The sequence below is a fragment of the Chitinophaga sp. CF418 genome, from assembly GCF_900142925.1.
In the GTDB taxonomy this organism is placed as follows: domain Bacteria; phylum Bacteroidota; class Bacteroidia; order Chitinophagales; family Chitinophagaceae; genus Chitinophaga.
In genome coordinates, this window is the sequence record NZ_FRCN01000022.1 from 74,027 (window position 1) to 95,042 (window position 21,016).

21 protein-coding genes and 2 tRNA genes are annotated in these 21,016 nt (G+C 43.7%); 14 read left to right on the forward strand and 9 right to left on the reverse strand.

The features are described from left to right. Window positions 1–137 precede the first annotated feature (137 nt). Together F3I09_RS33540 and F3I09_RS33545 are read right to left on the reverse strand one after the other, a co-directional pair. Entirely contained in the window at window positions 138–2,504 is a 2,367-nt protein-coding gene (locus tag F3I09_RS33540) for a phosphoketolase (protein ID WP_149699426.1), read from the reverse strand. Beyond that, entirely contained in the window at window positions 2,485–3,699 is a 1,215-nt protein-coding gene (locus F3I09_RS33545; protein ID WP_149699427.1) for an acetate/propionate family kinase, read from the reverse strand. Before F3I09_RS33545 ends, F3I09_RS33540 begins: the two co-directional genes overlap by 20 nt. 58 nt (window positions 3,700–3,757) lie before the next feature. On the opposite strand from F3I09_RS33545, the gene F3I09_RS33550 reads away from it, so the two are divergent. Continuing rightward, window positions 3,758–4,372, forward strand: coding sequence for a hypothetical protein (locus F3I09_RS33550; protein WP_149699428.1), 615 nt, complete (start codon window positions 3,758–3,760; stop codon window positions 4,370–4,372). 412 nt (window positions 4,373–4,784) lie between these two features. Here the strand turns inward: F3I09_RS33550 and F3I09_RS33555 are convergent, their stop codons facing one another. Further along, window positions 4,785–6,029 carry a WG repeat-containing protein gene (locus F3I09_RS33555; protein WP_149699429.1) on the reverse strand — a complete coding sequence of 415 codons (1,245 nt, stop codon included), beginning with the start codon at window positions 6,027–6,029 and terminating at the stop codon, window positions 4,785–4,787. Between the two features lie 174 nt (window positions 6,030–6,203). Here F3I09_RS33555 and F3I09_RS33560 point away from each other — a divergent pair, with 174 nt between their 5' ends. Then, window positions 6,204–6,452 (forward strand): hypothetical protein, encoded by a 249-nt coding sequence (locus F3I09_RS33560; protein ID WP_149699430.1) that lies wholly within the window; start codon window positions 6,204–6,206, stop codon window positions 6,450–6,452. A gap of 6 nt (window positions 6,453–6,458) precedes the next feature. On the opposite strand, the gene F3I09_RS33565 is transcribed toward F3I09_RS33560, so the two are convergent. Further along, window positions 6,459–7,688: a serine hydrolase gene (locus F3I09_RS33565; protein ID WP_149699431.1), complete on the reverse strand. Its 1,230-nt coding sequence runs from the start codon at window positions 7,686–7,688 to the stop codon at window positions 6,459–6,461. A gap of 287 nt (window positions 7,689–7,975) precedes the next feature. Between F3I09_RS33565 and F3I09_RS33570 the strand changes: the two genes are divergently transcribed. Further along, entirely contained in the window at window positions 7,976–8,971 is a 996-nt protein-coding gene (locus F3I09_RS33570; RefSeq protein ID WP_149699432.1) for a zinc-dependent alcohol dehydrogenase family protein, read from the forward strand. 135 nt (window positions 8,972–9,106) lie between these two features. On the opposite strand, the gene F3I09_RS33575 is transcribed toward F3I09_RS33570, so the two are convergent. Next, a complete protein-coding gene (locus F3I09_RS33575) occupies window positions 9,107–9,820 on the reverse strand; it encodes a 2OG-Fe(II) oxygenase (RefSeq protein ID WP_149699433.1) in 714 nt (237 codons plus the stop codon). A 230-nt stretch (window positions 9,821–10,050) separates the two neighbouring features. Here F3I09_RS33575 and F3I09_RS33580 point away from each other — a divergent pair, with 230 nt between their 5' ends. The 10 genes from F3I09_RS33580 to F3I09_RS33625 all read left to right on the forward strand — a co-directional run bounded on the left by F3I09_RS33580 (window position 10,051) and on the right by F3I09_RS33625 (window position 16,886). Continuing rightward, window positions 10,051–10,962 carry an AraC family transcriptional regulator gene (locus F3I09_RS33580; RefSeq protein WP_149699434.1) on the forward strand — a complete coding sequence of 304 codons (912 nt, stop codon included), beginning with the start codon at window positions 10,051–10,053 and terminating at the stop codon, window positions 10,960–10,962. Window positions 10,963–11,042: 80 nt separating this feature from the next. Beyond that, complete coding sequence (locus F3I09_RS33585; protein WP_149699435.1) at window positions 11,043–11,885, forward strand: oxidoreductase; 843 nt, start codon at window positions 11,043–11,045, stop codon at window positions 11,883–11,885. Between the two features lie 85 nt (window positions 11,886–11,970). Then, entirely contained in the window at window positions 11,971–12,684 is a 714-nt protein-coding gene (locus tag F3I09_RS34540; protein WP_223233467.1) for an Atu4866 domain-containing protein, read from the forward strand. A 128-nt stretch (window positions 12,685–12,812) separates the two neighbouring features. Then, the gene (locus tag F3I09_RS33595; RefSeq protein WP_223233469.1) at window positions 12,813–13,085 is read left to right on the forward strand and encodes a nitronate monooxygenase family protein; all 273 of its coding nucleotides are present in this window, start codon (window positions 12,813–12,815) and stop codon (window positions 13,083–13,085) included. A gap of 329 nt (window positions 13,086–13,414) precedes the next feature. After that, window positions 13,415–13,999: a TetR/AcrR family transcriptional regulator gene (locus tag F3I09_RS33600; RefSeq protein ID WP_149699437.1), complete on the forward strand. Its 585-nt coding sequence runs from the start codon at window positions 13,415–13,417 to the stop codon at window positions 13,997–13,999. Window positions 14,000–14,062: 63 nt separating this feature from the next. After that, on the forward strand, window positions 14,063–14,974 hold the full coding sequence (locus F3I09_RS33605; protein ID WP_149699438.1) for an alpha/beta fold hydrolase: 912 nt from the start codon (window positions 14,063–14,065) through the stop codon (window positions 14,972–14,974). Between the two features lie 203 nt (window positions 14,975–15,177). Further along, window positions 15,178–15,250: transfer RNA gene (locus F3I09_RS33610), tRNA-Gly, on the forward strand. Between the two features lie 52 nt (window positions 15,251–15,302). Then, window positions 15,303–15,388, forward strand: a tRNA-Leu gene (locus tag F3I09_RS33615). A gap of 570 nt (window positions 15,389–15,958) precedes the next feature. Further along, window positions 15,959–16,516 (forward strand): hypothetical protein, encoded by a 558-nt coding sequence (locus F3I09_RS33620; RefSeq protein WP_149699439.1) that lies wholly within the window; start codon window positions 15,959–15,961, stop codon window positions 16,514–16,516. Then, window positions 16,458–16,886: a hypothetical protein gene (locus tag F3I09_RS33625; RefSeq protein WP_149699440.1), complete on the forward strand. Its 429-nt coding sequence runs from the start codon at window positions 16,458–16,460 to the stop codon at window positions 16,884–16,886. Before F3I09_RS33620 ends, F3I09_RS33625 begins: the two co-directional genes overlap by 59 nt. 112 nt (window positions 16,887–16,998) lie before the next feature. Here F3I09_RS33625 and F3I09_RS33630 read toward each other — a convergent pair whose 3' ends face one another. The 4 genes from F3I09_RS33630 to F3I09_RS33645 all read right to left on the reverse strand — a co-directional run bounded on the left by F3I09_RS33630 (window position 16,999) and on the right by F3I09_RS33645 (window position 20,167). Next, window positions 16,999–17,751, reverse strand: coding sequence for a hypothetical protein (locus F3I09_RS33630; RefSeq protein WP_149699441.1), 753 nt, complete (start codon window positions 17,749–17,751; stop codon window positions 16,999–17,001). A gap of 69 nt (window positions 17,752–17,820) precedes the next feature. Then, on the reverse strand, window positions 17,821–18,591 hold the full coding sequence (locus F3I09_RS33635) for a hypothetical protein (protein WP_149699442.1): 771 nt from the start codon (window positions 18,589–18,591) through the stop codon (window positions 17,821–17,823). Next, a complete protein-coding gene (locus tag F3I09_RS33640; protein WP_149699443.1) occupies window positions 18,584–19,780 on the reverse strand; it encodes a zinc ribbon domain-containing protein in 1,197 nt (398 codons plus the stop codon). The genes F3I09_RS33635 and F3I09_RS33640 overlap by 8 nt, the downstream gene beginning before the upstream one ends. Before the next feature lie 66 nt (window positions 19,781–19,846). After that, on the reverse strand, window positions 19,847–20,167 hold the full coding sequence (locus F3I09_RS33645; RefSeq protein ID WP_149699444.1) for a hypothetical protein: 321 nt from the start codon (window positions 20,165–20,167) through the stop codon (window positions 19,847–19,849). 511 nt (window positions 20,168–20,678) lie between these two features. Here F3I09_RS33645 and F3I09_RS33650 point away from each other — a divergent pair. Continuing rightward, window positions 20,679–21,016 (forward strand): transposase (locus F3I09_RS33650; RefSeq protein ID WP_188134066.1); only part of this gene is annotated, 338 nt, incomplete at its 3' end.

Below are 21,016 nucleotides of genomic sequence, written 5' to 3' on the forward strand. Positions count from 1 at the left end.
TAAAATCCAGCTTTCGTACAGCGGCTATACAAAAATGCTCTCTTACTTTTGTAGTAGAAAAATATTTGATTACAGATAATGTAACAGTTGTAGGTTTAAGCAGCACACCGGAATATTCCTATTCCGGTGTTTTCATTTTATACAGCATCTTCCCACTTCCAGTTTTTAATATCAGGCATATCTTCCAGGCATTCCCGGATATAGATACTATGCATGTGTAGTTTATCCTCAAAATGATTTATTACAATATCACCTTTTTCCAGCGCGCGTTCTGTTCTTTGAATAGCTGCAATAGCAAGATGAAAGCGGCTTATTTTGTTCAGTACTACCATATCGAATGGTGTTGTGGTAGTGCCTTCCTCTATAAACCCTCTTACATGGAAGCGGGCAGGATCAGGCCGTCCGTGTACGAGGTCGTGAATAATCCTTACATAGCCATGAAAGGCAAATATTACGGGCGCATCATCTGTAAACAGTTCTGTGAAAAGTGCAGCTTCCATTCCATGGGGATGATATTCCCGGGGAGAAAGTGCCATCAGGTCCACCACATTTACCACTCTCACCTTTAAGTCGGGAATATCCCTGCGAAGTAACCATGCCGCTGCAACAGTTTCCAGTGTGGGTACGTCGCCGGCGCATGCCAACACCACATCCGGTTTCTCCTTATTGTCATTGCCGGCCCATTCCCATACGGATGCTCCCTGTGCACAGTGCGCTGCTGCCTGGGCAATGTTCAGCCATTGTAATGCCGGTTGTTTGCCTGCTACAACGAGGTTGACATAGTTCTTACTTCTCAGGCAATGATCCATCACCGATAAGAGGCAATTGGCATCCGGGGGCAGGTAGATGCGAATGACGGAGCTTTTCTTGTTTACGACGGTATCAATGAATCCCGGTCCCTGGTGGCTATAACCATTATGGTCCTGCCGCCAGCTATGAGAGGTAAGCAGGTAGTTGAGGGAAGGCAGATCATTCCTCCAGGGGATTTCCAGGCATGTTTTCAGCCATTTCGCATGCTGGTTGAACATAGAGTCCACAATGGTGATAAAGGCCTCATAACAGGGGAAAATGCCATGTCTGCCGGTAAGCAGGTATCCTTCCAGCCATCCCTGGCAGAGGTGCTCGCTGAGTACTTCCATGACCCTGCCATCGGGAGAGAGGTGGTCATCGCTGTCCAGCATTGGTTCCATGAAACAGCGATTCGTTACTTCGAATACTGCATTCAGGCGGTTGGAGGTGGTTTCATCGGGACAGAACAGCCGGAAGATGCTGCTCTCATCATTCAGCTTGAAGATGTCTCGCAGCATCCTGCCCAGCTCTTTTGTACCTTCTGCAGTGGTAACACCCGGTTGTGTGACTTCAACTGCATAGTTTGTAAAATCGGGCATATCCAATGGCTGGACTGTCTTACCCCCATTGGCATAGGGATTTGCGCCCATGCGCTTATTGCCCGCCGGCGCCAGTTTGGCCAATGAAGGCAGTAGCTGGCCATCTTCCGTAAAGTGTTTTTCAGGTTTATAACTGCGCAGCCATTGTTCCAGTAACGCCAGCTGGTCCTGGTCTTCCTTTACATCAGCCAGTGGCACCTGGTGTGAGCGGAAGGTGCCTTCAAGGCGTTTTCCTTTCCACATGACAGGGCCTGTCCATCCTTTGGGAGAACGGAGTATGATTGCCGGCCAGAGAAGCTCTTCCGGACGTTTTTTACCACTTCTGGCATTGTCCTGTATCTCCCTGATCTGTTCATAGGCAGTGTCCAGCGCTACCGCCATTTCCTGGTGGATGGCATCAGTTTCTGCTGCTTTTACGAACAAGGTAACATAACCGTATCCGTTAAAAAGTGTCGCGAGTGTATTGTCTGACATACGTCCCATGACAGTGGGGCCGGATATCTTGTAACCGTTGAGGTGCAGGATAGGCAGGACAGCACCATCGCGTACAGGATTGAGAAAACAATTTTGTTTCCAGCTGCCTGCCAGCGGTCCTGTTTCAGCTTCTCCGTCGCCGACTACACAAGCCGCTATCAGATCAGGATTGTCCATTACAGCGCCGGCAGCATGGGCCAGAGAGTAGCCTAACTCCCCGCCTTCATGTATGGAACCGGGAGTGTGTGCGCTCACGTGACTGGGAATGCCGCCGGGGGTGGAGAATTGACGCAAGAAATGTTTCATGCCTTTCTCATCCTGTGTGATATCGGGATAGGTCTCTGTATAAGAGCCTTCCAGGTAAGTGCTGGCCAGTACAGCAGGAGCGCCATGTCCGGGGCCGCATACAAACAGGATATTGGCATTCGTGTCCCTGATCAGCCGGTTGAGATGTGTGTAGATAAAGTTGAGACCGGGAGAAGTGCCCCAGTGGCCGAGCAGGCGGGGCTTGATATGATCGGGTAACAAAGGCTCTTTCAGTAATGGGTTGGCTTGCAGGTAGATCTGGGCGGCGGCGAGATAATTGGATGCCTCCCAGTAGGCATGGATGTCGTGTAATTGTTCATGTGTGAGTGTTGCCATATTGTGTGGTTTTATGTGACTGCAGGCATTGTTGGGTATGCTGCGCAATAATGAGTTCTTCATTGGTCGCCATTACTCGGACGGTGACCCGGCTACCGGAGGGAGAGATAATGTCATTCTTATCATCATTCAGAAAAGGATCTACGGCGATGCCCATGTATTCAAGCCCATCGCAGATCCTTTCCCTGATAACCGGTGCATGTATCCCGATACCACCGGTAAATACCAGTGTATCTATGCCGCCTGCAGCAGCTGTTAATGCCCCGATATATTTCTTTGCCTGGTAACAAAACAGCTGGATGGCTTCAGCCGCTCTCGGGTCTTTGGCTTCTTGTTCAAGTAAGGTTTTGATGTCTGATGCTCCGTCGGAAATGCCTTTTAATCCGGATTGTTTGTTGAGCAGTTCATTCAGCGAACGTTCACTGATGAAATGTTTTTCCTTCAGCAGATAAAGGATCACGCCTGGATCCAGGTCGCCCGAGCGGGTACTCATGACCAGTCCGCCGGTAGGTGTAAGTCCCATCGTTGTATCCAGGCTTCTGCCATCTTTTACCACGGCCATACTGGCCCCATTACCGAGATGAGCAATAACAATTTTACCGCTGGCTTCCTGTGGTGCGAATTGCTTCAGTTGTTGATAAATATACTCATATGACAAGCCATGAAATCCGTATCTTATCACACCATCATTCCATAAATGCCTCGGAAGTGCGAAATGCCTGGCGGCGAAAGGCATGTCTTTGTGAAAAGCCGTATCGAAACAGGCCACCTGTGGCGTGCCGGGATAAGCATTTTGAAATGCGCGTATAGCCGTTATTTCTGCTGGTAAATGACCCGGCGCCAATGGAATCAATGTTTCGAATGTCTGCAGCAGGTTGGTTGTTATCAGTTCAGGCAGGTAGTGTTCTTTTCCTCCCTGTACAATTCTATGGCCGATAGCATGGATGGTATAAGGACTGTAGCTCTCTTTCAGCAGTTGAACCAGGAATTGTATGGCTGCATCGAGATCAGCGATGGGCTCGTCGACGCGTTCCTCATGACCGGCCGTATCCATCAGGCGGATGCTGCTTTCCCTGCCAATGTCCTGAATGTTTCCCTGACTGATCAGTTGTATGGACGATAGGTCGAAAAGTGCAAACTTGAGGCTGGAAGAGCCACAATTGATCGTTAAAATAACAGGTGCCGGAGTATTCATATCAGCTGTGTTTGTTCTGGCATAAAATTTTGATAGTATATAACCTTAAATCAATTGTATGCCAGATCACATTTCAGCACCGTTCATCCCGGTACAATACACGGGAGAGGAAACGGAAACGACCGCAGAAAGGCAGGCCGGCGATGACCAGGCCGCTATTGCAATTTTTGAGCGTGCTGTCAGGAGGCTGCAGAATATTAACGGGTGGGGAAAATTATGTGGAGCTTTATCTTCAGAATTTCAGCTGGTGGATAAATTGGGAGAAGAAGTAGAGGGTCCTGCCAGTGCCGGCTTATATATCCGTATTGACATACCTGGCCCCGGCAACAGTGTAGGTAAGGGCTATGACTGGGTATCAATAGAGCAAATGGAGGATGTACGACTAAACGACCGGCAACAGGTATTTTTCATAAGGGCAAGACCCACAGGTCATCCTTTACAGAAACATGCCGGTACGGCGCATTTTCTGAAGGAAGAGGCCACCAGCTCCTTTGTGATCACCAGGGATGAAGATGAGGTGACGGCTACAGTCTACGGCCGGAATGAAGTGCCCAATACGGCGGCGCAGGAAGCGACGGATAAGATCCGTAATGCTGTGATTGGTGTAGGAGGAGCGATAGGTATTTCAAAATTGCAGTGGAAGGCGCTGGTAAAATCGCTGCTGCAGGATTAGTATGGCATAGTACGGTGGCTTCAAAAATATACATTCAATACTTCGGAATAGCCTGATCTGTATCTGATATAATACTTTTATTTATTCTAAAAACTATTACTTAACAAAGTTATACGTAATCGAGTATTTGTATAATCTTGGTAAGGGCGCTATCATAGTGCTTTCTCGGAGATAACCCATATATAACCCATATATAAGCCATATATGACCCATATATAACCCATATTTAAAAGGTATGGGTTATATATGGGTTATATATGGCTTAAGAGTGGCTTTTTAATGGGATATAGAAAAGAAAGGGTAAAATATGAAGCTTTAAAGGACCGATGATCAAGGGTAAATGAAGCGGCTGTAAAATGAAAAAGCCGCCTCATTTTGCTGAGGCGGCTTTCTTGTATGTTCGTTGAAGCAACTATTCCTTATATCCCGGGATATAGATTTCGCCGCTTGTTTTATCCATATAACCTCTTGTGCCACTGGCTATCTGTACAAGTAATGCCTGTCGGTTCACGTCTTCATCAATTATACGTGCCAGGACAGGTTTTTTCAGCTCTTTCATTGATTCGGCGGGAATTACACCCACCCTGTTACCTACTTTAGTTTCTACGAAGGCATAGTGACCGATATTGTCTTCTCTGTAGGTTACATCATCATAGATCAGGGGGATAAGTACGTTACCTTTCATATCGATCACACCTGCCTTACCATTTTTCACTGCCTTGATCTTACCGGAATATTTAGCCAGACCAGCATGATAAGACATGTACTCGAGCTGCGTATATCCGTTTATGTCAATACTGTCCAGCACTTTCGGCTGCTGGAATATGCGTTCTTCCAGTGTGACCCTCCATTTCTCATTTGCCAGTTTATAGATATGCAGATCTTTTTTGGAATCATCTTTCAGGCTGCCCTGTGAGCTGGTTTTGTTCATATCATCTTCCACCTTTTTCGCTGCTTTGATCACTGCTGCTGATGCAGGTCTGCCACTGGCGTCAAAATAAACAACACGTTCATCTTCGGTGGTTGCTTTGATCAGGTCCTGTGTACCATCAGAGGCGCCCTTTATTTCGCTGTAGGTTGCAGGGATGATCTCTCTGCCGGTCAGGGCTTCCACTACGCCATATTTATCACTGATGTTGACGATCACATAATCCTTTAGTGATTTTTCATCAAAGAATTCTGCGTCATCGTATGGGAATTTTTTAGAGACAGGTTCACCGGTGGTCATATTTACAATTCCCACGCTGCCTTCTTTTTTAGCGAGCAGCAGGTTAGTTGTTTTTGACATGGGGTTCATCCCGGGCAACTCAAATACAAGCGTTCCTTTTTGTTTGCCGGTAGATGGATCCAGCAGGATATATCCTTTCTGCACTTTTGCAATGGCCATACCGTTGGGAGATACAAAAGGCATATCATTATATGAGCAGGGGTATACAATTCTGCCGGAAGAGTGGATCAGTCCCACTTTTTTATTATTCTCAACCCGGGCGTATTCACCTTCAAACAGGTGTATACTGTCGAACTGAGGTTCCATTACAACCGTATGCTTTTTATTGGTAAGCCCCCATTTGTTTTTTTCTGCATAAGGATAGAGGCCGTCCTGGGCATTGCACCATGCACTGATCAGGAGAACCGGCAGGAAGAATATGGTTTTCATAAAGTATAGGATTGGTGTTGTGGCAAATATAAAGATTTTGATCAATATATTCAGCTTCTCTTTAATATGTTGGTATGTTAAAGAGTAGAAGGTATATTTGCCGCCGAATTACAGCAAAGTGAAAATCTATCCGCTTTTATAGGATGGGTAAGCCAGGTAATAAAAACTGTACAAATGAGAATTAGCGAACAGGCGTTATTAGTAATTGACCAATTGAAGCAGGCCCTTAGCGATACAGAAGTAGAAAGCATCATATCTGCATTTGCAGAAAATACAGCAAACAACAGAATATATTCTGAGCGGCTGGAAAGCCTCATTGAGAATATTTCTCCCCTGGAATGCAATAGTCAGCAATGGCGTAATTTCAGGATTGCACGAATCTGTATAGGCCGGCTCTTCACGCTGGAAGCAGTAAGTGCCTGATGGCTCTTATTGCCTGAAGGCGGCCAGGATATGCTTGATCATATCATCCATGGATTTATTTTCTATCCATCTTACTACCGCAACAAGTTCATGACCTGGGTCTACGTAGATGAGATTTGTACCGTTACCGATATGTACAAATGCATCTGCAGGGGCGCTGGGAAGTAATTCTTTACCTGTATTCAGGAACCAGTTCATGTATCCATATGTTGGTTTTGCAATAGTAGGTGTAAGGGATTGCTTTACCCATTGCGCTGAGATGAGCTGTTTTCCGTTCCAGTTGCCCCTGTGCAATGTCAGCAGACCGAAACGGGCCATATCATAGGCATGGATGAACATACCACCTCCCCAATGTCCGCCGCCGCTGACGGATTGTACCACAGCGCCATCCAGCACTATCCAGGAATTGCGGTAGCCATTCCATCTCCAGGTATCAGAAGCGCCTATTTCGTCCATGATATTTGTTTTCAGCACCTGTGGCAATGGTTTACGCCATACGCTGGTAGCAGCAAGGGCCAGGGCGTTTACTCTTACGTCATTATACTTCCATACATCGCCAGGTGTATTCCGCTTGCGTGTCATCCACTCTGACGCATTTCCTTCCGGCCTGTCCGCCCAATCAGGTTTACCCCACAGTGTACCTTCCCAGTCGCTCGTTTGCCGTAACATGACATCCCAGGTCAGTATACTATTATGTGGGCCGGCAAAAGGATATAATAACTGAGGCTGTCCCAGTTGTTCTGCGCCTGGGCCTATGGCCGCAGGATTATATACTTCGATGGGTGGCACATAGTGTGACACCGGATCCTGTACGCTGCGGATAAGGCCTTTATCCACTGCCAATCCCACTACTACAGAGAGGAAACTTTTGGTAACGCTGTGTGTCATGTCCACGCGTGTCGGCTCACCCCATTCTGCCACGATATAGCCTTTATAAACAATCACGCCGGTGGCATCTCCTCTTGTGGAAAAAGGTCCGATACCCGTGCTGAAAGGCTCTTTCCCGAAACTGAGTGCCTGTGCGATCTCCATGTTACGGGGTGCTTTGGTCTCATTGTCTTTTGCAAATTGTATGGCAGCTGCCAGTTTTGCAGTATCCAATCCCATGTCGGCAGGGGAGCGATGTTGCCAGACATCTTTTGTGGGAAAATAAGCAACATTTTTATTGGTTTTTGTTTGTGCGGAAAGCAGTGTGGTGGCACTTAACAGCAATAAGGAGAGGAACAGGTGTTTCATACAGGTAAGATAATGATCTTTCTGATATGTTATATATCGTTAAATCACCAGAGGATTTGCGATATATGGTCATGGTGTCATCTTGGCATCGTTTCAACTTGTTATTAATCAAGTTGTTAATGAATGGAACGCTTTTAGTATAGAGAGACGGCCATGGCATCTGGCAGCTCTTTTTGCTTGTTTAGCAATTATTTGCCTGTTCAGCACAATTGCAGCTTACAGATGATGTGTCACTTAATTTTGGTTTATAAACAACAGATCAGTAAAAAGATTAACCGGCTAAGACTATGAAAAATGATCACATGCACGCGCTCATTCTGGAGAATTATGGCGACCCGTTTGTATATACACAGATAGACAGACCTAAACCAGATTATGGTGAAGTATTGGTAAGAATAAAGGCCAGTGGTTTAAATCCGCTGGACGCGAAAATTAAAGCAGGGCAGGCAGAATTAGTGAAGCAGCCTTTACCTGCTATTTTGGGAATTGATATGGCGGGCATCGTAGTGGAAGTCGGTGAAGGTGTGACAGGCTTTGCTCCCGGCGATAAGGTGTATGGCATGACCGGCGGAGTAGCCGGATTACAGGGTTCCCTGGCGGAATATGTTGCAGTGGATGCTGAGCTCATTGCCAGGAAACCGGTCAATCTTACTATGCGGGAAGCTGCAGCCATCCCATTGGGATTCATTACCGCCTGGGAAGGACTGGTAGATAAAGCGAAAGTATTTGCCGGACAGAAAGTGCTCATACATGGAGGTTCCGGAGGTGTTGGACAAATGGCTATACAGATCGCATGTGCCTTCGGCGCAGATGTATATGCTACGGATAATGATGGTAAGAAAGCGGTTGTTGAATGGCTGGGTGCAACACATATTGACTATGAAACAATGAGTGTGGCTGAATATGTGGACAAGTACACCCGTGGAGCGGGTTTTGACATTGTTTTTGATACAGTAGGTGGTACTACGCTGGATGCTTCTTTTGAGGCTGTAAAGCCCCAGGACGGACATGTGATCAGTTCCCTGGGATGGGGCTCACACAGCCTGGCGCCATTGTCTTCCAAAGGTGCGACGTATTCGGGAGTCTTTACATTACTGCCGATGATGACAGGAATGGGGAGGGAACATCACGTTGCAATCTTAAGAGAAGCCACGAGGATGGCGGAAGCAGGTCAGATATTGCCACTGCTGGATCCTCGTCATTTTCATCTGCAGACGGCAGAACAGGCACATACGCTTATCGTGAATCGCAGTGCGACAGGTAAGATTGTAGTGGAAATATAGATCTGTTCAGGAATTATTTAAAGGATCAGGCGCGATGCGAAAATGCCCGTGCCTGATCCTTTTTGGTTTTCCCCGGGTTTTCAATTTGATCCCGGTTTCACATTGTTTTCCTGCAGCAGGCATCCCATTCTGTATTTAGCTGAGTGCATCATGAAAAATGATGCCTAAAGTGTGCCTATGGCCACTATGCAAAGGGCTAACCCCATGTTTCATATTTACCCGGTAGTACCCGCGGCTGCCTTTTGCTGGTCTGAAGTTGGTAGTGAACAGCAGCATATCGCCTCTTTTCGGCTGTAGTACATTGGCTTTGGACTGTGCCCTGGGGATCTGTTCTGTCAATACAAATTCTCCACCTGTATAATCTTCTCCCGGTTCATTAAGAAAGAGTACTGCCTGCATGGGGAACCATACATCGCCATAGAGATCCTGGTGTAGGGTGTTAAATCCGCCGGAGCCATATTTTAATATCAGGATAGTAGGTTTATCCTGTCCCTTTTCCTGGCAGCGCTGTTTCAGTTCCTCGTGTGTGGCGGGGAACTGCTGTTCTATCTGTAATACTTCCATCCATTTATTGGCAATGGGCGCCAGATGGCTATATACGGTCTCTCTTATCTGTGTGATCAGCGCAGGCAGTGGATACCGGAAGTATTTATATTCTCCTGCACCGAAGCGGTAGCGCTCCATAGAGATCGTTTTACGATAAGTATTATCGGCATTGTATGCAGTGATCAATTCATCACATTCTTTTGGCGTCAGTACCCCGCTGACGAGCGCATATCCCTGCTCATGCATATTACTTGTTACCTGCTGCCAGTCCTTTCCCTGCAGGCGTTCCACTATATTTTTCATGGTCCTGTTTTTTGACAAAAGTAGGGCAGGAGGCAGGGCTGGAAAACCCGGAACTTGCTTTTCCGGGGAGGGAGGATCTGGTCATTGTTTGAATTTTACAATTATCAGTTTGTTTAGTGTAACAGCCGGGAGCAAGGGTAGAATTAAATTTGTAGAAGGACTGATGAAGATTTTAGCATGGAATTAACCCTTGTAGCACAGATCATTTTATTAAGTTAATAACGTAATTCATGCAAACAGAAACGTTGGAGGAATTTTACCAGAGCAAGACGATAGAAGTACCCGCTAATCTGAAGAAGGAGGTGGGGCATTTTAATGTATTTACTTTGGAGAATCATTTAGGGGATAATGCTCCCCGTTATAGTCGCAGGGCATTTTATAAAATTGGTCTTTCCCGGGGACGGGGTTTTTATCATTATGCAGATAAGACTACAGAAGTATCGGGCACTACACTGATGTTCTTTAATCCGCAGGTGCCCTATACCTGGCATCCCTTATCTAAAGATGCTACCGGCTTTTTCTGCATTTTTAAGGAGGGCTTTTTCTCAGAAAGAATGCGTGGGAGTATCAGCGAGTTCCCCATGTTTGCAAGAGATGGTAAGCCAGCTTATTTCCTGGATGAAAAACAGGATGCAGACGTAAGCGCCATCTTTAAGAAAATGCTGGAAGAGATCAGCTCTGATTATGTGTATAAGTATGATCTGCTGACAAATTATGTAGCGGAAGTCATTCATTATGCATTGAAATTATCTCCTTCGGAGAAATTGTATCATCACAGTGATGCAAAATCCCGTATTACATCTGTATTTACGGAGTTGCTGGAGCGGCAGTTCCCGATTGAGTCTACGAATCAGCGTTTTGAATTACGTTCTGCCAATGATTTTGCGCGGCAGTTATCTATTCATGTGAATCATCTGAACAGAGCTGTAAAAGAAACCACTGGCCGTACTACTACTGAACATATTTTTGAACGCCTGGCCAGTGAAGCCAAGACATTGCTGAAACATACGGACTGGAATATTTCAGAGATCAGCTATTGTCTTGGGTTTGAAGAGCCTGCACACTTCAATAAGTTTTTCAGGAGACTAGTGTCTACAACGCCATCTGCATACAGAACAGTAGGGTTATCACTAAATGTTTGAAAGGGATAAGTATCGCATTGAAAGGTATAATAAGCGCGCCTGTTAGTCGCAGTAACTTTGTGTCAAACAAAGAAAAAATCATGGAACAGAAAAAAGTTTGGTTTGTAACAGGCGCCTCTAAAGGATTAGGCCTTTCAATTGTAAAACAATTACTGGCACAGGGTTTTCCGGTAGCGGCAACTTCAAGAAGTATTGATGCCCTCAGTAAAGCAGTGGGCAGTGATGATAATTTCCTTCCGCTGAGTGTGGATCTTACTTCTGAGAAAAGTGTAGCTGATGCTGTTGATGCAACTGTGAAGAAGTTTGGTCGTATAGATGTAGTAGTAAATAATGCAGGCTATGGTTTAGTAGGCGCATTAGAGGAGCTGACAGATGAGGAAAGTCGTGAGAATTTTAATGTGAACGTTTTCGCTGTATTGAATGTGATCAGGAAAGCCTTGCCTCATCTGAGAAAACAGGGTTCCGGACATATCATCAATATTTCTTCCATTGCCGGTTTCGTTGGTACTTTCCCTGGTTTCGGCATTTATTGCGCTACCAAGTTTGCATTGGATGGCCTTACTGAAGCATTATCTGAAGAAGTGAAACCAATGGGCATACATACAACGATTGTAGGGCCTGGGTATTTCAGGACAAACTTCCTGGCTGCTGATTCATTGGTAACACCAAAGAATATCATTGAGGAATATACGACAGTCCGTGAAACGCAGCACGCGCACCAGCATTCATATAATGGTAATCAGGCTGGCGATCCTGAAAAAGGTGCAGCCGCTATTATCCGTATAGCAAGCGAGCAACAGCCGCCATTACATTTCTTCCTGGGAGAAGATGCATATAACCTGGCTTACAGTAAAATGGATGCGGTAAAGGCAGAACTGGAAAGCTGGAAAGAACTGACGGTGTCAACAGCTGTTGAAGCATAAAAACGCAAGGGCTTTCCTCTTATCATTTGTTGTTGTATAGCAGATAAGTGAGGGGGATATTAGATGCCGACAATCTGAAGAAGAGATGGGATATTTTAATGTAATAAGAGTGGAAGATGTGATGCGGCAGGAATCCCCGCATAGCAAGGCCGATTGCCGGAGATTTTATAAGATCGGTCTGATAAGAGGAAACAGCCTTTGGCGTTATACTGACAGGAGTATTAGTATTTCAGGAACGGTGTTGATATTTTTCAATCCGCAGTTGCCTTATATATGGGAGTCGTTGTCAGATAATCAGACAGGTTTCTTATGTGTTTTTGATGAAGTCTTTTTTACGAAGAAGATGAAAGAGAATATCGGTCAGCTGCCTATGTTCAGGGCTGGGGGAGAGCCGGTTTATTTTCTGACAGCCGGGCAGGATGGTGTGGTGAGTGGAATCTTTAACCGTATGCTGGATGAGCTGTCTTCTGATTATGTATATAAGTATGATCTGTTAAGAAATTATGTTACCGAGTTAATTCATTTCGCACTTAAAAAGAGGAGTACAATGGAAAATAATGACAAATACGTAGGGATGTGGGTTACTGCTGATGGTTACATTCGTCATGAACTGCTGCCGGGTGGGAGATATGATGAAGCAAGAGGTAACAGGAAGAGTGCATACCAGGGAAGTTACAAGCTTACCGGAGATCATATCGATTATAAAGATGACACTGGTTTTACAGCAGACGGTGATTTTCGTGACGGGGTACTTTATCATGCAGGTATGGTACTTTACAGAGAAGAAAAGAGATCTTAGCACAATAGAACAATCGACGATCGGGGCGGGTATCAGTTATATGATATCCGCCTTTTATTTTGGTGTACTTTTGTAGGACCCCAAAAAGGATCGTTTATGGAATGGAAAAATGAAATGACGGGAAGATCATTTATCCTGTTATACAAGCTCCAATGCTTGGCGTGACAACCCCTGAGATGGTAGCAGCTGTGGCGGAACAAGGGGGATTAGGCTCTTTGCCAGTCGGTGGTTTATCGCCTGACAGGACGAGGGCGCTCATTCAAAAGACAAAATCAATCACCGGAAAACCTTTCGCAGTAAATCTGTTTGTTAATGAGGTGCCGGAGTATAGCCGGCAGGATGCTGAAGCGATGCAGGATTTAAGGCTGCATTTCAGCTGGGCGCAAAGGCGGTGCAGGTAGGGACTGCCTTTATAGCAAGTAATGAGAGTCTGGCTTTTCCTTCTTATAAGACTGCTTTCCGCCCTATCCGATACAGAATATTCTTACGGCTGGGTTGAGGGTAAAAGCGCAGCAGGCGGACAGGAAAGAGTTCACCAATTTATGGGCAGGTCAGGCATCCGCAGGAGCAGAGATCCGTTCTTCAGCAGATATTTTTTCCCGGCTGATAGCGGAAACAGAAACCTTACACATTGTATAAATAAGTACTGAAATTCTTTAGAAATAAAAAAGCTTATTTATTTTGTACTAATTAGTACAGTATGTATCTTCGTACTGTAAATGATAGCAAAATGGCTGGAAGACCGAAAATATTTGACGAGAAGGAAGTAGTGGAAAAAGCGGTGAACGTATTCTGGACGAAGGGGTATGAGACTGCTTCTGCAGATGAATTGCTGGAAGCTATGGGAATAGGGAAGGGCAGCTTTTACCTGGCATTTAAGGGGGGAAAGAAGGAGTTGTATGAGAAATCATTGAGGCAATATGCCAACCGTTTTGACAAGCAATTATTGCATGATTTATCGGTCAGCGAGGATCCTATTCAGCTGATCAGGGACTTCTTTATGGCCCTGGCGGATGATCCCAAAAGCAAACAGATGAAGGGGTGTTATATAGGGAATGCGCTGGTCCAGTTATCGGACGGAGATGCAGACACCAAATTGATTGCGGCTGGGCTATTGGCATCGGTAGAAGGTATTTTCACGGATGTGATCAGGAAGGCGCAGGCGGAGAAGCGGCTGAAGAATAAAGCGAAGCCTGAAGTGCTTGGGAAATATCTGATCAATCTCTGGAATGGCGTGAATGTGACAAGGAGAAGTAATCCGGGGTATGAACATCTCAGGGAAGTGCTGGAGATGAGTCTGCAGGTACTCTCTTAAATTTTTTTATTCCTTTTTGTACTAATTGGTACATAATAATATAAACAATTAAAATCTATCACAATGACGCAGTCAACAACATTGCCAGCTACAAAGGGCATTGATATCAACCAGGTACAGTATAAAACACTGACCATTGAAGAACAGGAGATATTTTACCGTGAAGCAGGGTCTCCGGAGAGGCCTACCATCTTGCTGTTACATGGCTATCCGACCTCTTCGTTTATGTTCCGTAATCTGATGATTGCGCTGGGAGATAAGTATCACCTGGTAGCGCCGGATTATCCTGGTTTTGGTAACAGCAGCATGCCGCTGGTGAATGAGTTTGAATATACTTTCGACCATATGGCTGAAATAGTGGACCAGTTTATCGCAGCGAAAGGGCTGGAAAAATACAGTCTTTACCTGATGGACTATGGAGCGCCTGTAGGCTACCGTATTGCCACCAAACACCCTGAGAAAGTGCAGGCATTACTGGTGCAGAATGGTAATGCATATGAGGAGGGGTTATCCCCATTCTGGGAACCAATAAAAGCGTTCTGGGCTGACCCTGAGAATGAAGAAAAGAGAAAGGTGGTAGCAGGGATGCTTTCACTGGAGGGCACCAAATGGCAGTACCTGACAGGCGTCAGAGACACCACCAGGATCAGTCCTGACACCTGGGTGCATGATCAGAGTAAGCTGGACCGTCCGGGTAACGCGGATATACAGATGGCCATGTTTTATTCCTACAGAACGAATCTGGCCCATTATCCTGAATGGCACAGCTATTTCCGTACTTATCAGCCGCCAACCCTGATCACCTGGGGCGCAAATGATGAGATATTTCCTGCCAGTGGGGCAAAGGCTTATCTGAAAGATCTTCCTGATGCGGAGTTGCATATACTTGACACCGGGCATTTTGCTTTGGAAGAAGACGGGACAAAGATCGCTTCGCTGATAGACCAGTTTCTGACTGCGAATAACATCAGATAACTTATATTGTACCGGATGGTACACTACATCCTTCTTTCGTTTCTTTGCGGGAGAAGGATGTTTTTCCTTGCACTACATCTACGATTTTAAATAAATTTGAAAAAAAATGGATGGCTTCGTTGGTTATTTAAAAACAAATCCTATCTTTGCAATCCCAACGAAAAAACAACGGGTTTGATCAGCGGGAAAGTTCTTCAATACAAGCGGAAGTAGCTCATTTGGTAGAGCACGACCTTGCCAAGGTCGGGGTGGCCGGTTCGAGCCCGGTCTTCCGCTCAGTACAAAGCTTCCAAATTGCCAGGCAGTTTGGATTTTTTGTTTACGGGATACCCAGGTGGTGGAATTGGTAGACACGCCGGACTTAAAATCCTGTTCTCCGCAAGGGGAGTGACGGTTCAACTCCGTTCCTGGGTACGCAGTGAGATGTTGATATTTTTCAACATCTCAAAAGTTAAAGAGCTCATCATTTTGATGGGCTTTTTTATTGTATTACGGGTAGTTACAGGATTCAATCGTCTCCCATTATCCTAAAGTGTTCATTTGGAACTTTTATTGAACATATATCCTAACCTGCTAATTATCAGTTAAATATGATGGTTCAAGTCCTGTCGAGGGATCTAAATTCGTAAATTACTGATAATGAGAATGTTATCAAAACGAAGATAAAAGTGTATTCTTGAGATTGTTTGCTTAAGGTTTGGACAAAATGCGACAGATAATTTGCTTCACTAGTTGGGGATTATCTTGCAAGACCATCTTCATGATTAACCTCGTTCGTGTTTTGCTTCATTACCAAAGGACTCTAGCAATAAATAGGAAGGCTATTATTTGTTTCTGAATTTATCAGCATTTTTTATTATAGATCTTGCAGTTTTATTAAGTCTGTCAATTGATTGACAGAGGGACTAGAAAATTTTTATCTTTTTGACATTGTCGGTCGAGTCTCGTTTAACAATCGCTAAATACAAAAACAGAATCAATACTGTGAACCTATTTGCGCTATCCGCTATCCTTACCCTTGCTATGCTGTCTTGTAGTTCATCAGAAATCAACAATAACAACCAGCAGGCCGCCAGTCAAGAAGCACTTGTTGTAGAAGCCGGAGACACTATACCATCGGAAATTGACAAGAAATTCGAAAAAATCATGGATGAATACCAAGGAAAGATCAGCAACAATTTCTGGTCAGACAGGTATGCTAAAGGCAGGCATTTAGGAGGACATCCCCAAGAGATCATCTTTAACTTAGATACATTTGATGCATTCATGGCTAAAGAAAGGTTTTCCAAAGTGCCAAATACAACAATGGACTATATCGGGATAGTTGATGATATCATTGTAACCCTAACAGAAAATACTACCTTCAAAGAACACCGCAGCGGGTTATATACCTGGACAATCGAAACAGAAGCCATAACAAGCGAGGGATCATTTGCCAAACAGCGTAGATTTACGATTGAGGCAGATACAAAAAACTATAGAAATGGAAACAGAACAAGAACTGTATCAACTATTGCAAAAAGACCGATACCTGGTCATTAGAGAAACAGACATACTGCAGCTCGTTCACCAGCATGAGAAAGGGTTCCTGATGGATAAAGTAAACCAACTCGCTTATGCGCTTGGCTGGTACTATGGCGATCCATCCTGTGGCGCCATTGATATAAATAACAAATGGGCCATCCTTGGCGGTCTTGACCTCAGCGTACTTTGGAAAGACCGCGAGATTATCCCATTACCCTTTGACGACATGCACGACATCAGGCAAATAAACGAAAACCATGTCCAGATACTAACCGATCCCTGGACAACAACATCGGCCATTTATACCCTACCATCAACACACTCAATATACCAAGTAGAGGGACTTTCCAGATTATATAAGGCACAATCAAAGGAATGGTTTTACTAACTGATCAGTTATCTTGCGAAAAGATAGACTCAATCTCGATGTATTCAGGATTGCGGGAATCGACCATCCTTAAAAAAACGAACTTGTGGTTGAAAAAGGGGCTATGTACTCCTCACTTAACATCTATTAATCTTTTTTGAATATTTTTTATTACGTTGCGAATGTTCTCCGGCAACCCGTGATTGCATTTACAATCATCACAATATTCTACTACCAATGTATCAATGTCATTTCCCTTGATATTATTAGCAATCTTGTATAAGAACTGGTGCTTGACAAGGACCAGTAATATATCTTTATTTGCACATTTGCAGATCAACAATTTAGTTATCAATTCATCCATCAGGGTAAGTATGCTGAAGTATTCAGAAACAAATTGGTTCTCTTCGAGGACTTGTTGAGGACCGTGGAAATGGCAACGCATCTGCTGGGTAAGCTGCTCAAAAGCTTTACCCCCAGTAAGATTCTTATTAAAAATCAATGATTTCTTGTTTCTCAGGTATTCTTTAGGTAATGAGGAAAAATTGAAACTATTAATGTTTTCATCTAGATACCTATAAAGGAGGTGCAGATTTTCCGATTCGTCTTGCACTTCCTTAGTTTTTTTTTGATCTTCAATTTGACATTGTATTTGGTTATTCGCATCAACCTGTGCCTTCAGCGCATAAAAGACCAGAATAGAGCTGATCAAGTTGAGGACAGGTGCGGTTATCCCACCCATTGCATCACCAAACTGACCAATGCGTTCCATAGAACTATCTCCAGTAACCGCACCAAGATTAAATATAAATACGGCTGCTATTATTATACAACCCAAGAGCAAAAGCCATTTTGGAAAACTCAAAGATTTTCTAGATTCAGACATTTTTCCATTAGCATTTAAAACAGAGCAATCAACATATAAGATGTACAATCCCTTACTCGCATAGAATTGTCAACTCTTTTTCTTTGCATTTAAAGTAGGATAATCAATGATGTGCAAAAGCTCTTCAATCACAATACGTAAATCTCCCTTGATCTTATTAATCTCTACAGACTGTACAAAATATCTCCGATTATGAGCACTTTGATCTCCCATAGATTTCAAATTCGGAATACTCGTCCTAGCATTTCTCCCAACATTCCAGCAGTTTTTTTCAGCTAGTAATTCTGTAATGAGATCACTTAAGTAATAATAGTAACCGTTCGTTCCGGTGATCTTCGATGTAGTCCTGTGAGTCTCGAAAGCCTCTATGATCAGCACCTCAACTAATTTCCGCGTCATTACTGCACAAGCATCATACAACCCAGCATCATAACATGCACAGGCCTGCTTGGCAATCATCAGTAAGTAGCCACGAGTATTTTCGAAAAGAGACAAAGGAAAATAGTTATCGGTAGGTTTAACAACCGGATCCATAGAAATTTGCCGCTCAATTTCGGTCTTATAACTCCGTTCTAAATGATATAGCTGCTTATTAAGAATGAACTTAGCTTTTGTACCCTTACCTCTCTTAATGTTGCCCTTTAAGTACGCCGGTATATTAGAATACGGAGTAATTTTCAGTTCAGAAAAACATGATCGAATCATGCTTGCATCTGCTCCCGGTTCTCCCTTTACTTCGGTAAAATAATAAACAAAGAAATCTATTTTACCAGATAGGGGTAAGCTGTCTAAGTCGTTGATCTTTAAAACAAACGTTTCTAATGATATGTCTTTATGCATTTTTATTCCAGCCTCTTACCTGATTTCTTCCTTTTATGGTTAAAATAATGCCACTTTTCTTCAACTCTATCCAACCCTTCTGACTTGCACAGTTCCTGGTTATTTGTGGAACATTACTGGGGGTATGAATGTTCAAATCGTCAAAAGCGGTATATATATGGTCATAAGTAATTCCGTTCAGCTTTATTATTTCCTCCATATAGTAAACAAAGACCAAAATTCGCTCCAGATCGCTTTTAACAGGATACTTACTGATGAAGGCCTTAAGGCTGTCTTTCTCATCAGGATTAAAGTTGAGATCTGTCAGGCGTTTTACTCGAGTACTTGTCGCTGATGGCTTTTTTTTATCGGAAGGTGTATCTGCTTCACGATCGTTAGCATCCTTTCCCTTCTTTGCCTTTGAAACGAGCGCAGTTCCTTTTTTTCGAGAGAGTATTTCAGCAACGGCCGAAATTCCTTCATCTAATATAGAGAACTTGTCACCAAATGCATTTAAAAGGTGGGCTTGTACATTTCTTTGAATATTAACAGTTAAACCATTTGATTTTTGATTGTCCCATCTATTTGACTCTTTATATTTGTTTATAATATCATCTCGTGTAAATGGCTTAGTCCCATTTTCTGAAGCGTAGCAAGCATAGACAAGCACCCATTCTCGTTCGCTTGCTGGCAGGGCTCGCATAGCCACGGTCAAAAGCGGAAGCTGCTCTACTGGCTGATTGCCATTGTTTGAAGAATTAAATACTGACTGGCTACGGTCTGTGAATGAAGCCGTAGTCTGACTTTCCGGGTAATGCTCCGTAATTTCTTGATACACCGTTTCCTCGACTGTACTATTCCCGCTTTGTATAAAACCAGGTGGCGCAATGCCTACACGTTTAGCACTCATTGCGTCTCGCACAATCCCAGTCAATTCCTTACCAACGTTGTCACTAAAACTAGCCTGTATAGTTCTTTCATTTGCTGTTTCATGGATGCTTATGGTGTTAAAACTACTATTAGCTGAATGGCCATTACCCTTTTTTGAGACTATTGGCTCTCCACATTCAGTACAGCCAATAGCATACTTAATTAAAGGAGCGTTACAAACCTTACATCTAAATTGGGTTAAGCATCCGCCGCAAAAAAAAACCGTCTGTGGCAAGGGCTTCTCACAACTGAAGCAATTCTCTACATTAACATCACTCATATTATGAAATTTGGTTTACGATTTACATTATTAGCTCTGTAAGAGCTTCTGGTTGGAATAATATACCTATCGTCCTTCTAACGAAATAGAAAGATAAAAACCACTACTCATCGCGATCACAATACGCTTCCCCGTGCTTATAGATCGAACCTGTTCGCTAGCTAATAATACCTCGGCTAGATCTCTCGCTACTGCCGAACCATCAATATTATTTACTACCATGCCATCTGCAATTTCTAACCGAAATGCATAGCGTTTCCGATTACCCACAGCCTCAAAATCAGCCGCTGATAATTGTTTTCCTGATGAAGGAAAAAACTCAGTTAACGCCAAAATATCCTGGAATTCTTTTCTCCAGATGTCGGTATAAAGATGTTGACTTCCCATTACTACAATATATTAAGCCACCTGGGCCATTACATGAAAACGGTTGGATTTCTATTTCATGGCACAGATATGCAAATTAAAAAATCACTAACTGTTATCAGTTAATGCGATGTTAACAACAAACTAAGATGAATAAATAAGGTTACATAGGCAGGTAAACAATTTCAATCTGCTATCAGTAGATATACAGTTCCCAGTACTATAACCCAAAAACAACAAAAAGGTAATGTCCTGTTTTAAACTTTTTTCAAAACGTGTCAAAAACCTCCCAAAACATTTAGTTAAGAAAACGTTTTTTTCACTGCAGCTCGTTTTCACACATTAACCATTCGTTAACGATGTAGACGGCTACAGATAACCAATTACGCAAAAACAGTCCGATATTTACTTTTAGAAATATAAGTATATAACTTAGTCGTTATAAAAGGGGACAAACTAGCTTACTAAGGTCACTTACAACTCAAAATGAAGGGTAGATACAAATGGCCTCTTTAAGCAAGGGGTGGAGGAAATGCTGAAAGCAGAACTGGATGATCACCTCGGTTATGAGAAACATAGCCCTGAAGGCCGCAATTCAGGTAATAGTCGTAATGGCTCTTACAAAAAGAAAGTAAAAACTGAATCCCTCGGAGATCTCGCGCTTAATATCCCCCGTGACCGCAATAGTGAATTTGACCCGGTTCTTATACCCAAAGGGCAGCGGATGAGTGATAAACTGGAAGAGGCTATTATTGGCATGTATGGTCGGGGAATGACAACTTCTGATATTAGTGAACATGTTAAAGAAGTGTACGGGGTAGAGGTGAGTGAAGGCACTATCTCTAATGTTACTCATCGTATTACAGAACA

Coding starts and splice junctions, on each gene's coding strand:
- F3I09_RS33540 (WP_149699426.1), bottom strand. CDS start 2,504: ATGGCAACACTCACACATGAACAATTACACGACATCCATGCCTACTGG.
- F3I09_RS33545 (WP_149699427.1), bottom strand. CDS start 3,699: ATGAATACTCCGGCACCTGTTATTTTAACGATCAATTGTGGCTCTTCC.
- F3I09_RS33550 (WP_149699428.1), top strand. CDS start 3,758: ATGCCAGATCACATTTCAGCACCGTTCATCCCGGTACAATACACGGGA.
- F3I09_RS33555 (WP_149699429.1), bottom strand. CDS start 6,029: ATGAAAACCATATTCTTCCTGCCGGTTCTCCTGATCAGTGCATGGTGC.
- F3I09_RS33560 (WP_149699430.1), top strand. CDS start 6,204: ATGAGAATTAGCGAACAGGCGTTATTAGTAATTGACCAATTGAAGCAG.
- F3I09_RS33565 (WP_149699431.1), bottom strand. CDS start 7,688: ATGAAACACCTGTTCCTCTCCTTATTGCTGTTAAGTGCCACCACACTG.
- F3I09_RS33570 (WP_149699432.1), top strand. CDS start 7,976: ATGAAAAATGATCACATGCACGCGCTCATTCTGGAGAATTATGGCGAC.
- F3I09_RS33575 (WP_149699433.1), bottom strand. CDS start 9,820: ATGAAAAATATAGTGGAACGCCTGCAGGGAAAGGACTGGCAGCAGGTA.
- F3I09_RS33580 (WP_149699434.1), top strand. CDS start 10,051: ATGCAAACAGAAACGTTGGAGGAATTTTACCAGAGCAAGACGATAGAA.
- F3I09_RS33585 (WP_149699435.1), top strand. CDS start 11,043: ATGGAACAGAAAAAAGTTTGGTTTGTAACAGGCGCCTCTAAAGGATTA.
- F3I09_RS34540 (WP_223233467.1), top strand. CDS start 11,971: ATGGGATATTTTAATGTAATAAGAGTGGAAGATGTGATGCGGCAGGAA.
- F3I09_RS33600 (WP_149699437.1), top strand. CDS start 13,415: ATGGCTGGAAGACCGAAAATATTTGACGAGAAGGAAGTAGTGGAAAAA.
- F3I09_RS33605 (WP_149699438.1), top strand. CDS start 14,063: ATGACGCAGTCAACAACATTGCCAGCTACAAAGGGCATTGATATCAAC.
- F3I09_RS33625 (WP_149699440.1), top strand. CDS start 16,458: ATGGAAACAGAACAAGAACTGTATCAACTATTGCAAAAAGACCGATAC.
- F3I09_RS33630 (WP_149699441.1), bottom strand. CDS start 17,751: ATGTCTGAATCTAGAAAATCTTTGAGTTTTCCAAAATGGCTTTTGCTC.
- F3I09_RS33635 (WP_149699442.1), bottom strand. CDS start 18,591: ATGCATAAAGACATATCATTAGAAACGTTTGTTTTAAAGATCAACGAC.
- F3I09_RS33640 (WP_149699443.1), bottom strand. CDS start 19,780: ATGAGTGATGTTAATGTAGAGAATTGCTTCAGTTGTGAGAAGCCCTTG.
- F3I09_RS33645 (WP_149699444.1), bottom strand. CDS start 20,167: ATGGGAAGTCAACATCTTTATACCGACATCTGGAGAAAAGAATTCCAG.